Genomic DNA, 12,369 nt, shown 5'->3' with positions numbered 1-12,369 from the left:
GACACCGTAAATGCAGGCAACAAAGCCAGAAGCCCAAAAAGCCTTCCCTTCGCTCTCATCAAGCACCTCTTGGCAAACAACCTGATACGTCAGGTTAGTCGCAGCGGGAAATGCTGCCACCCCTACGCCGACCGCATACTCCCGTGATATCGCGGATGTACACAAATCCTGTAGGAGCTGCCGCAGGCTGCGATCTTTTGATCTTCCCGACAGGCGACTCGTTGCCTGAACTGGCGCCAAAGTCAAAAGATCGCAGCCTTCGGCAGCTCCTACGAGTATCAGGCCCTCAGCGAAGCTGTCCCGAAGCCCCATCCAGCTTGAACCATCAGGGTTTAGGACTGGCCAATGGAATCCCGGCGGCACTCAACTGCTTGAGAATCTCGAACAGCAACTCGCTCTTGGTATTGCTGACGATTCTGGGACTGCTGACATAACCGGTGATGCTCAGGATTATGCCCGCAGGGGTCAGTTGGCTGAATCTGACGGCAGGTGCGGGTTTTTCGAGAATGCTTTGGTGTTCGGTGTAGACATCCTGCAGCAGGTTCCGAACGTGTTCCGGGTCGATATCGAAGGGAAAGGTCAGTTCGAGTGTGACTACCCCTTGAGCGCTGCCGCCCATGGTCACGTTGCGCAGGTTCTGGGAAATCAGCTGGGAGTTTGGGACTATCACGATCGAACGATCGCTGAGTTGGATTTCCGTGGCCCTGACGTTGATCCGCCGAATATCCCCTTCGACCCCGCTGATACTCACCAGATCGCCTACTTTGACCGGCCGCTCGGTGAGCAGGATGATCCCGGAGACGAAATTCTTGACGATCTCCTGCAGGCCAAAACCGATGCCCACCGACAAGGCGCTGACGATCCAGGCGAGGCTGTTCCACTTGACGCCGAGGGTGGACAGGCTCAGCAGAACCACCACCACGTAACCCACGTTGCTGAACAAGGTGCTCAGCGAGGCGCACATGCCTGGGTCCATATCGGTTTTAGGCAAGAACTCTCGGTCCAGCCACCGGCTCAAGGTTCGGATCAGATAAACCCCGATTGCCAGGGCCAGGACCGCGCTCAACAGATGCGCCGGAATGATATTCAGTTTGCGCAGGCCTTCGCCTCCGAGCACCGCGACGGTACTGTTAGCCAGTTGTCCAAGGGTGCTGCCGACTCCACCGACCAACAATGTAATGACTGCGAGCAACAACAGCAGTGCCCTGCCCGCGCCCGACAACACGATCGCTGCCTGCTCCAGGCGCACGTCGCCAATGCCCAATAGCTGCTTGAGTGCTTTGCCACTCGGGTTTCGGGGAGAAAAAACGTTTTCGCATGCATCTTTGTGCAATTGGGTCAGCAGATAGAAACTGGTCACAACGATATAAATCCATACCAGTTCATAAGTCAGGAATCTTGCCAGAGAGATATAGCCAAGCAACAAGGAGAACAGTGACAGCACCACGACCAGATAGGTACTGGCATAGACCAGGCCGGCAAAGGTGGTACGGGCTTCAGGCAATTGGCCTGCTGCGGCCATCGCCCTGCGGATGTGATTGGTACGCAGCAGCAACGCGCCGATAACCAGCGCGGTGCCTAGTGCTGCCACGCCACGGGCGGAAGTGATGAGCTGTGTGCTCATGCCGGCCACGTTGGCCAACTGCGTCAGAGCAACAAGCACCAGCAGCAGACCGGCCAGTATCCGTGGGAACGGTTTCATGGCCAGGGCGACTGGATCGGCAATGTCTGGCAAGCGCCAGGACGGATTTCGAGTAGATAACAAGGCGCGACCCAAACCGGTAATCATGGCGCAGGTGTAGACCAGCTTTTCCAGTTCGTCAGCGTAGTTCTGCATTAACGGCATCAGTTGATACTGGCGGGTAAGCGCAAAGTAGAGCAGTTGAAACGCACAGCCGGTGGTCAATACGGTGGCCAGGGTCGTGGCAATTGCCAGTGAACTACGCCGTAGTCTTCCTTCGGGCAAGCGGTGGATGCAGAACCACGTCAGTCCCCGCTCGGCCAACCTGCGCCCCAGGGTCCATACCCCCAGGGCCAGCAACAGCAGCATGGCGGACACGGCTCGTTGTCCCGGTAGCCACATCGTTTGTACCGCAGTGGTTGCCTGTTCGACGAACACCTTGAGCCGCTGTTTATCCTCGTCAAGCGGATAAAACAACGGCGACCAGAACCGGGGGCCCAGGATGCTACCGGTGCGCATCGCCAGTTCGATTTCCATCTGGCTTCGGCGGATGCCGGCGATCTGCAGAGTGAGATTGGCCGCGTTTTGCTTGATGCCTTCGAGCAACTTCAGTTCGTCGTCCAATCGGTTTTTTTGACTGCTGAGGTAGGCTCGCTGTTGCACGATATCAGGCTTTTCGATGGTCGCGCCGTCGCTGGGTGGCGGTCCCAATACGCCCAGTTGGGCTTGTAGCTGGGCCTGTTCGGGGAGCAGCGAGACTGCCAGTTGGTTGGCATCATTGATCAGTTGCTGCACCAGGTCCTGGAGCCCGACCAACTGATTGTAATTGGTGGTGAGCGCAACTTGCTGCTTGAGCGTGTCCAGGCGTAGCTGGAGTTTTTGCAACTCGCTTTGGGGAAGGGCTGTTGTGGAGCTTTGCTCCTGCGGTACTGGAACCGGCGGCATATCAGCCGCAGCGAGTGGCCCCGACACCAGGCCAAGCAGCAGGATGAAGGTGGCGCGAACTATTGGTTTCAATGAACTGCACATAGGAGGGCCAGCCCTTTGTTTTACTCGCCTTGTCCCTGGGCCACTGGATGAACCGGTGTAACGAATAGACAGAAAGCCTCGAGTGGTGACGAGGCGAATCAGGGGCCACCTCGTTGAACGCAATGGGATGAGTCTAGGCGACGATCGCGAAAAATGTGGGAGCGGCGGTACGGCGATCCGACTTGCCCGCGAAGCCGGCCTGTTTGTGTGGGTTACGCATTCTCCTGTAGGAGCTGCCGCAGGCTGCGATCTTTTGATCTTGGTTTTGCGGTGATTCAGGAAAGATCGCAGCCTCGTTTCACTCGTCAGCTCCTACTCAGCTCCTACGCCGACCGCGTGCACCTGCCATGTCGTGGGAGTCTGCAATCGCTCTATATCAGAAGTTCGCCGGAGTGTTCGCGCTGATGATCTCGGCTTCATCCTGGCCGATATTGCGAAAGCGGTGCGCCAAGGTGGTGGGAAAGTAGTAGCCGTCGCCGGCATTGAGGATGCTGACTTGTCCGTCGATCGTCAGTTCGACAGTGCCCCGGGTCACCAGGCCGCACTCCTCGCCTTCGGCATGGACAATGGGGTCCTCGCCGGAACTCGCACCAGGGGCGTACTGCTCACGCAGAAAGCGCATCTGCCGGCTCGGCACGACCGCGCCGACGAGCAGCAGGCGCACTCCATGACGGCCCAGATCGGGCTGTTCATTGGCGCGGAAGACGTAACGGCCTTCCCGAGGGGGCTGGTCGAAGGTGAAGAAATCCGCCAGCGACATGGGAATGCTTTCGAGCAGCTTTTTCAGCGAGCTGACTGAAGGACTTACGCGATTCTGCTCGATCAGCGAGATCGTGGCATTGGTAACGCCGCTACGCCTGGCCAGTTCGCGCTGAGAAAGCTTATAGCTTTCGCGCACTAATTTGAGTCGTGTGCCCGTGTCCATGACAGCCTTATGCGAAAAATACTCAAGGGTATTGGGGAAAGTGGACGACATGTTGAAACAATCGCCCCTGCCCTGCCCCGGATACGTGGGAAGCCAAGTATTAAATCACGTTTGTTCGCGCAGCTCAGCAGGTTAGATAAATCGCCGACAAAAAGGCCGGCAACCCGTGCCGGCCTGACTGCCTCCGGTAGCTCCAGCTAGATTCCGAAACGATCGCGCAGCGAGTAGTAAGCGGCGCCCATGGCGGTGAACGGGGCCTGGAAGGTCCTGCCGCCGATCATCGGCATGTGCGGTAGCGAGGCAAAGGCATCAAAGCGCTCGGCGTCACCGCGGATCATTTCCGAGATCAGCTTGCCCGCCAGGTGCGAACAGGTCACGCCATGCCCGCTGTAGCCCTGCATATAGTAGGCGTTCTTTTCAATGCGTCCGAATTGCGGCATGCGCGACATGGTCAGCAGGAAGTTGCCGGTCCAGCGATAATCGACCTTCACGCCTTTGAGTTGCGGGAACGTCTTGAGGATCTTCGGCAGGATCAGTTGTTCGATGTCATCTGGCTCACGGGCACCGTAGACCACACCGCCGCCATACAGCAGGCGATTGTCGGCGGTGAGCCGGAAGTAATCGAGCAGGTAGTTACAGTCTTCGACGCAGTAATTGTTGGCGATCAGGCTCTTGGCCACTTTCGCTGACAACGGCTCGGTGACGGCGATTTGCGAGCCGCAGGGCATGCTCTTGCGGGTCACCCGGGGGTCCAGGTCCTGGTTCAGATAGGCGTTGCCGGCAATCAGCAGGTACTTGGCCTTCACCACGCCTTTGGCGGTCCTGACGACAATTGGCTCACCGTAGCTGATGTTGACCGCCGCCGACTGCTCGAAGATTTTCCCGCCCAGGGCAATGATCGCGGCCGCCTCGCCCAATGCCAGGTTCAACGGATGCACGTGCCCGCCCTGCATGTCCAGCAGGCCGCCGACGTAGTTGTCCGAACCGACTTCCCGGGCAATGTCCGCGCTATCGAGCATTCGCAGTTGCTGATTGCCGTAACGCTCCCAGGCGCTTTTCTGCTCTTCGAGACCCTTGAGTTGTTTCTTGTTGAGCGCGGCGAAAATTCCACCAGCGCGGTAGTCGCACTTAATGTCGTAGTGCTTGATTCGCTGGCGAATGATATCCGCGCCCTCGAAGATCATGCTCCCGAGGATTTCCGCGGTCTTGTCGCCGTAACGCTGTTCGATGACATCGACGTCGCGGCTATAGGAATTGACCAGTTGTCCGCCGTTGCGACCGCTGGCGCCGAAGCCCACTTTGGCGGCTTCCAGTACCGTTACGCTGTAGCCCGCTTCAGCGAGAAACAGCGCCGATGACAAGCCGGTGTAGCCCGCGCCGATCACGCAGACATCGCATTCCACCAGCTCTTCAAGAACCGGGAAGTCACCTGTGTGGTTGCGGGTCGCGGCGTAGTAGCTGTTTACATGAGTTTGCATCATAAAATTCCCCGGTGAGCGTAGGCAGACACCTGCGACCACCGTTGTAAAAGTATTAGAGCTTGATCCAGGTCGCTTTGAGTTCGGTGTATTTGTCGAACGCATGCAGTGACTTGTCGCGACCGTTACCCGACTGTTTGAAACCGCCAAAGGGCGCAGTCATGTCGCCACCGTCGTACTGATTGACCCAGACACTGCCGGCGCGCAGGCCACGGGCAAAGGTGTGGGCCTTGCTCAGGTTGCTGGTCCAGACTCCCGCGGCCAGGCCGAAGATGCTGTCGTTGGCGATCTGCAACGCCTCCTCCACGGAATCGAAGGTGATGACCGACAGCACCGGGCCGAAGATCTCTTCCCGGGCAATGGTCATGGCGTTGGTCACGCCATCGAAAATCGCCGGCTCCACGTACAGGCCACCGGTGTCCTCGAGGGTGCGATTGCCACCGGCGATCAGTTCAGCGCCCTGTTCCTTGCCGACTTCGATATAGCGCAACACCGATTCCAGTTGCCGCTGATCGACGACCGCGCCGACGGTGCTGGCCGGGTCAAGGGCATGCCCCGGTTTCCAGGCTTGCAGCGCTTCCACCAACAACGGGATGAACTGCTCGCGGATCGAACGCTCCACCAGCAGACGCGAGCCGGCGGTGCAGACTTCGCCCTGATTAAAGGCAATGGCACTGGCCGCCGCTTGTGCAGCAGCGCGCAGGTCAGGTGCATCGGCAAATACCACGTTGGGGCTTTTGCCGCCCGCCTCCAGCCAGACCCGCTTCATGTTGCTCTGCCCGGAGTAGATCAGCAGTTGCTTGGCCACCGCGGTCGAGCCGGTAAAGGCCAGGACGTCGACATCCATATGCAATGCCAGCGCCTTGCCAACGGTGTGACCAAAACCAGGCAGTACGTTGAAGACCCCTTTGGGGATCCCCGCGTCCAGCGCCAGCTGGGCAATGCGGATCGCCGTCAGCGGCGATTTTTCCGAAGGTTTGAGGATGAACGAGTTACCCGCCGCCAAAGCCGGGGCGAACTTCCAGCTGGCCATGATCAGCGGGAAATTCCACGGCACGATGGCCGCCACCACGCCCGACGGTTCGCGAGTGATGAGCCCCAGCTGATCATGGGGCGTCGCCGCGACTTCGTCGTAAATCTTGTCGATCGCCTCGGCGCTCCAGCGGATCGCGTTGGCGGTCGCCGGAATGTCGATGCCCATGGAATCGCTGATGGGCTTGCCCATGTCGAGGGTTTCCAGCAGCGCCAGTTCTTCCTGGTTCGCCAGAATCAAGTCGGCGAACCGAATCAGGATGCGCTTGCGCTCTGCCGGGGCCAGTCTGGCCCAGACGCCGGATTCAAATGCCTGGCGCGCGACGACCACCGCCGCATTCGCGTCGGCCTCGTCGGTGCTGGCGACGTTTGCCAGAAAGCGGCCGTCCACCGGGCTCATGCATTCGAAGGTGTCGCCGCTGAGTGCCGAGCGGTATTGGCCGTCAATAAATGCCCGACCTTCTATTGATAAGGACTGAAAGCGTTGCTCCCAGTCGCTGCGAGTGTTTGCCATGGTTGTGACTCAACGCAGAGGAATAAGTTGTCGTTGGACGTGTAAGGGTTATTCACCCGCCATCAAAGATATGTCGCCCCAATTGACGGGTATTAGCCAATCAGACCGTGTGCAGGTACCAGTTGTACTCAAGATCCGAGATGGAGTTTTCAAACTCGGCGAGTTCGCTTTCCTTGCACGCCACAAACACATCGATGTACAGCGGGTCGATGTAGCGAGCCATGACTTCGCTGTCGTCCAGCTCGCGCAGGGCATCGCGCAGGTTGTTCGGCAGGCTCTGCTCGTTCTGCTCGTAGGAGTTGCCTTCGACCGGAGCGCCAGGTTCGATCTGGTTGGTCAGGCCATGGTGGATGCCGGCCAGGACCGACGCCATTAGCAGGTACGGGTTGGCATCGGCACCGGCAACCCGGTGTTCGATCCGTACCGAGTCCGCCGAGCCAGTCGGAACGCGGACCGCGACGGTACGGTTATCGATGCCCCAGCTCGGCGAGTTCGGCACGTAGAACTGTGCGCCGAAACGACGATAGGAGTTGACGTTCGGGCAGAGGAAGGCCATCTGCGCCGGCAGGGTCTCGAGCACACCGCCGATTGCATGACGCAGTGCGGCGTTCTGCTCGGGATCCTCACTGGCAAAGATATTGTTGCCTTCTTTATCAAGGATCGAAATGTGCACGTGCAGACCATTGCCCGCCTGGCCTGGATAAGGCTTGGCCATGAAGGTGGTGTCCATCTCATGGTCATAGGCGATGTTTTTGACCAAACGCTTGAGCAACACCGCGTAGTCGCAGGCCTTGATCGGGTCCGAGACGTGATGCAGGTTGACTTCGAACTGCGCCGGGGCGCTTTCCTTGACGATCGCGTCAGCCGGAATGCCCTGCTCTTTCGCGCCTTCAAGGATGTCTTGCAGGCAATCAATGTATTCGTCCAGGTCGTCGATCAGGTACACCTGAGTCGACATCGGACGCTTGCCCGATACCGGCGAGCGTGGCGATTGCGGACGACCGTTCACGTTGTCCTGGTCGATCAGATAGAACTCGAGTTCGAACGCGGCGCAGATAGTCAGGCCCATGTCATCGAATTTGCTCACTACCTGACGCAGCACTTCGCGAGGGTCAGCGAAGAACGGCTGGCCTTCGAGTTCGTGCATGGTCATTAACAGTTGCGCCGTCGGGCGCTTCTGCCATGGCTCGATGCTGAGCGTATTAGGGATGGGGAAGCAGATTCGGTCTGAGTCGCCGATGTCCAGACCCAGGCCGGTGCTTTCCACCGTAGAACCGTTGATGTCCAGAGCAAACAGTGACGCCGGGAGGTTAATGCCTTTTTCGTAGACCTTATGAAGACTGGTGCGCTCGATGCGCTTGCCGCGCACCACACCGTTCATATCCGCAATCAGAAGGTCGACGTACAAAACCTCAGGATATTTCTTAAGGAATGCGTTTGCTTCGTTGAGTTGAACGGCACGCAGAGGGACCGACATGATGCACCTATTAGCTGTTAATTATTATGTTCACTACCCTTTCACTAGCCCAGTCAATCCGAAAGGCAAAGTGAAGTCAATAGCGAACACTCAACCTTTAATCGCCAGTTTTCTGGCCTCATCGAGGTACGACGGTGCCAAATAAGCCTTGAATCGAGCGTGAAGCCTGAACATCGGACGTGCGGCGTTTAGAATTTTTTACATGAGAGTTGTTAATTAAAATCAACAAGGCTAAGCTCCGGAAAAGCTCGTTCAAGTGTGAAACTTCGAGGTGATAAAAATGGCATTCAAGCCATTGATCGGCGTTACTGCGTGCGTCAAACAGATTGGCCTGCACCCCTACCACATCAGCGGCGACAAGTACTTGCGTGCTGTCAGCGTCGCGGCTTTGGGGCTGCCGGTAGTCATTCCATCCCTGGCTGAACTGACCGAAATAGATGAGCTGCTTGAGCATCTGGACGGCCTGCTGCTGACCGGCTCACCGTCCAATGTGGAGCCGTTCCACTATCAAGGGCCCGACAGCGCTCCAGGCACGGAGCACGATCCGCAACGGGACGGCACCACCCTTCCCTTATTGCGTGCAGCGATCGCTGCCGGCGTTCCGGTGCTCGGCATCTGCCGCGGCTTTCAGGAAATGAACGTGGCGTTCGGTGGCAGCCTGCATCAGAAGGTCCACGAACTCCCCGGATTTCTCGATCACCGCGAAGCGGATCATCCGGAGCTGGCCGTGCAGTACGCACCGGCCCATGGGGTCAGCGTGCAACCGGGCGGCGTGTTCGAAGCGCTGGATCTGCTTCAGGTGTTCCAGGTCAATTCGATTCACAGCCAAGGCATCGACAGGCTGGCCCCCGGCCTGCGCGCCGAAGCCATCGCACCGGATGGCCTGATCGAGGCGATTTCCGTCGAGCACAGCAAGGCCTTCGCCGTCGGCGTGCAATGGCACCCGGAATGGCAGGTCCTGGCGAACCCTCCCTATTTGAGTATTTTCCAGGCGTTTGGCGACGCGTGCCGGCAACGGGCGGCGCTTCGTCATGCGCGCTGACTGACGAGCTCAAACACCACTCAACGATTTACTGCCCCCGTGAGCCAGGCGGGTGCGCCCGTGCGCGCCGGTTCATGACATCAACGCAATAACAACAAGCACCACCAGGCAGCCAGGACGGCGGCGCCGAATAACCCGCCTGGCGCGGGTTGGTAATCACTCTATTAAGTCAGGCCGTATTGGCCCGGCTACTCACACCTGTTGGGAGTTTCACATGGCAAACGCCTCCAGCACTTACCGGAAGGCTCTTGAAGGCAACCCGCACCAGAAGAAGGTGTTGGTTAAAGTCGACCGGGTCACCAAGAAATTCGACGAGACCATCGCCGTGGACGATGTGTCCCTGGAAATCCACCAGGGTGAAATCTTCGCCATGCTCGGTGGCTCCGGCTCCGGCAAGTCGACACTGCTGCGCATGCTGGCAGGCTTCGAGCGTCCTACCGAAGGGCGAATCTACCTCGATGGCGTAGACATCACCGACATGCCGCCCTACGAGCGGCCGATCAACATGATGTTCCAGTCCTATGCCCTGTTCCCGCACATGACCGTGGCGCAGAACATTGCCTTCGGTCTCAAGCAGGACCGGCTGCCGGCCAGCGAGATCGAAGCCCGGGTCGAAGAAATGCTCAGGCTGGTGCATATGACCCAGTACGCCAAGCGCAAGCCCCATCAACTGTCGGGTGGTCAGCGGCAACGAGTGGCCTTGGCGCGTTCCCTGGCCAAGCGGCCAAAGCTGTTGCTGCTCGACGAGCCCATGGGGGCGCTGGACAAGAAACTGCGCTCGCAGATGCAGCTGGAGCTGGTGGAGATCATCGAGCGGGTCGGCGTCACCTGCGTGATGGTGACCCACGATCAGGAAGAGGCCATGACCATGGCCCAGCGCATTGCGATCATGCACCTGGGCTGGATTGCCCAGATCGGCAGCCCGGTCGATATCTATGAAGCGCCGGTCAGCCGCATGGTCTGCGAATTCATCGGCAACGTGAATGCCTTCGACGGCACCGTCACCGAAGACCAGGAAGGCCATGCGATCATTCATAGCCCGGATCTGGAGCAGAAGATTTACGTCGGTCACGGCGTCAGCACTTCGGTCGAAGACAAGTCCGTCACCTACGCCATTCGCCCGGAGAAGTTGCTGGTCACCACCCTCAAGCCCGACGCCCGCTACAACTGGTCCCAAGGCAAGGTGCATGACATCGCCTACCTGGGTGGGCACTCGGTGTTTTACGTAGAGCTGCCGGGAGGCAAGATCGTTCAGTCGTTCATGGCCAACGCTGAACGCCGCGGCGCGCGTCCGACCTGGGACGACCAGGTCTACGTGTGGTGGGAAGACGACAGCGGCGTGGTACTGCGTGCATGATCACTATCAATAAGCGGATTCAGCGACTGATCCCCAGTGGCCGCAAAGTGGTCATCGGGATTCCATTCATCTGGCTGTGCCTGTTCTTCATGTTGCCGTTCTTCCTGGTGATGAAGATCAGCTTCTCGGAAGCGGCCCTGGCCATCCCACCCTACTCGGAGATCTACAGCTTCGCCGAGCAGAAATTCCAGCTGTTCCTCAACGTCGGCAACTATGCGCTGCTGGCCGCCGATGATCTTTACATCTCGGCCTACCTGGGCTCGTTGAAAGTAGCCTTTTTCAGCACCCTGATCTGCCTGCTGATCGGCTTCCCGATGGCCTATGCCATCTCCAAGGCCCGCCAGGACGCGCAGACCGTATTACTGCTGTTGATCATGATGCCGACCTGGACCGCGATCCTGATCAGGGTTTACGCCTGGATGGGGATCCTCAGCAACAACGGGCTGCTCAATGCATTCCTGCTCTGGACCGGCCTTATCCAGCACCCGATAGAAATATTGAACACCAATATCGCGGTGTATATAGGCGTCGTATATGCCTACCTGCCGTTCATGGTCCTGCCGCTCTACGCCAACCTGGTCAAGCATGACCAAAGCCTGCTGGAAGCAGCATCGGACCTGGGTTCAAGCACCTTCAACAACTTCTGGAAAATCACCGTGCCGCTGGCAAAAAACGGCATCGTCGCCGGTTGCATGCTGGTGTTCATTCCAGTGGTCGGTGAGTTCGTGATCCCGGAACTGCTCGGTGGCCCGGAGACCCTGATGATCGGCCGCGTGCTCTGGCAGGAGTTCTTCAACAACCGTGACTGGCCGGTGGCGTCCGCCTTGGCGGTGGTGATGCTGGCGATCCTGATTGTGCCAATCATCCTGTTCAACCGCAGCCAGGCCAAAGAGATGGAGGGACGGGCATGAAACGTTTCGGCTTTGCAAAATTGATGTTGGTACTGGGTCTGTTGTTCATCTACCTGCCGATGCTGATCCTGGTGATCTACTCGTTCAACGCCTCGAAACTGGTGACGGTCTGGGGCGGCTGGTCGGTGAAGTGGTATGTCGGCCTGCTGGACAACTCGCAACTGATGGGCTCGGTGGTGCGTTCCCTGGAAATCGCCTGCTACACCGCAGTGGCGGCTGTGGCGTTGGGCACCCTGGCGGCCTTCGTGCTGACCCGCGTGACCCGCTTCAAGGGCCGCACGCTGTTCGGCGGCCTGGTCACCGCGCCGCTGGTGATGCCCGAAGTGATCACCGGTCTGTCGTTGTTGCTGCTGTTCGTGGCCATGGCGCAGATGATCGGCTGGCCCCAGGAGCGCGGCATCATCACCATCTGGATCGCCCATACCACGTTCTGTGCGGCCTATGTGGCGGTGGTGGTCTCGGCACGCTTGCGTGAACTGGACCTGTCCATCGAAGAAGCGGCCATGGATCTGGGGGCGCGGCCGCTGAAGGTGTTCTTCCTGATCACCATCCCGATGATCGCACCCTCGCTGGGCGCGGGCGGCATGATGTCCTTCGCCCTGTCGCTGGATGACCTGGTGCTGGCGAGCTTCGTTTCCGGGCCGGGTTCAACCACCTTGCCGATGGAAGTGTTCTCCGCCGTGCGTCTGGGGGTCAAACCGGAGATCAACGCGGTGGCCAGCCTGATTCTGCTGGTGGTGTCCTTTGTCACCTTCCTGGTCTGGTATTTCAGCCGCAAGGCCGAAGCCAACCGCAAACGCGCGATCCAGGAAGCCATGGACCAGACCGCGAGCGAATCCTGGAAACAACCTGAGCGCCAACTGGCGGGTGCGGCTGCCTAGCAGCCGCGTTTCACCGAAGCCTCACATCACAAGAAAAAAACG

The 12,369-nt window shown here is 58.8% G+C and carries 9 protein-coding genes; 4 read left to right on the top strand and 5 right to left on the bottom strand.

Annotated features, from left to right (window positions below; genetic code table 11):
• Positions 1-325: 325 nt before the first annotated feature.
• From ACA064_RS15440 to ACA064_RS15420, 5 genes are all read right to left on the bottom strand, one after another.
• Positions 326-2,710, bottom strand: coding sequence for a DUF3772 domain-containing protein (locus ACA064_RS15440; RefSeq protein ID WP_497674125.1), 2,385 nt, complete (start codon positions 2,708-2,710; stop codon positions 326-328).
• A gap of 376 nt (positions 2,711-3,086) precedes the next feature.
• Entirely contained in the window at positions 3,087-3,635 is a 549-nt protein-coding gene (locus ACA064_RS15435) for a cupin domain-containing protein (RefSeq protein ID WP_497674253.1), read from the bottom strand.
• A 197-nt stretch (positions 3,636-3,832) separates the two neighbouring features.
• Positions 3,833-5,116 carry an NAD(P)/FAD-dependent oxidoreductase gene (locus tag ACA064_RS15430; RefSeq protein ID WP_497674124.1) on the bottom strand — a complete coding sequence of 428 codons (1,284 nt, stop codon included), beginning with the start codon at positions 5,114-5,116 and terminating at the stop codon, positions 3,833-3,835.
• Positions 5,117-5,168: 52 nt separating this feature from the next.
• Positions 5,169-6,659: an aldehyde dehydrogenase gene (locus ACA064_RS15425; RefSeq protein WP_497674123.1), complete on the bottom strand. Its 1,491-nt coding sequence runs from the start codon at positions 6,657-6,659 to the stop codon at positions 5,169-5,171.
• A gap of 100 nt (positions 6,660-6,759) precedes the next feature.
• Positions 6,760-8,136 carry a glutamine synthetase family protein gene (locus ACA064_RS15420; protein ID WP_497674122.1) on the bottom strand — a complete coding sequence of 459 codons (1,377 nt, stop codon included), beginning with the start codon at positions 8,134-8,136 and terminating at the stop codon, positions 6,760-6,762.
• Positions 8,137-8,416: 280 nt separating this feature from the next.
• Here ACA064_RS15420 and ACA064_RS15415 point away from each other — a divergent pair, with 280 nt between their 5' ends.
• From ACA064_RS15415 to ACA064_RS15400, 4 genes are all read left to right on the top strand, one after another.
• On the top strand, positions 8,417-9,178 hold the full coding sequence (locus tag ACA064_RS15415; protein ID WP_497674121.1) for a gamma-glutamyl-gamma-aminobutyrate hydrolase family protein: 762 nt from the start codon (positions 8,417-8,419) through the stop codon (positions 9,176-9,178).
• A gap of 214 nt (positions 9,179-9,392) precedes the next feature.
• A complete protein-coding gene (gene potA / locus ACA064_RS15410; RefSeq protein WP_497674120.1) occupies positions 9,393-10,535 on the top strand; it encodes a polyamine ABC transporter ATP-binding protein in 1,143 nt (380 codons plus the stop codon).
• Positions 10,536-10,564: 29 nt separating this feature from the next.
• Entirely contained in the window at positions 10,565-11,446 is an 882-nt protein-coding gene (locus tag ACA064_RS15405) for an ABC transporter permease subunit (RefSeq protein ID WP_497674252.1), read from the top strand.
• Positions 11,443-12,327 carry an ABC transporter permease subunit gene (locus ACA064_RS15400; protein ID WP_497674119.1) on the top strand — a complete coding sequence of 295 codons (885 nt, stop codon included), beginning with the start codon at positions 11,443-11,445 and terminating at the stop codon, positions 12,325-12,327. The genes ACA064_RS15405 and ACA064_RS15400 overlap by 4 nt, the downstream gene beginning before the upstream one ends.
• Positions 12,328-12,369: the final 42 nt, after the last annotated feature.

The sequence above is a fragment of the Pseudomonas sp. LBUM1658 genome, assembly GCF_059716055.1.
The sequence above is the reverse complement of the archived record's forward strand: the minus strand, read 5'-3'. Positions and strand labels throughout refer to the sequence as shown.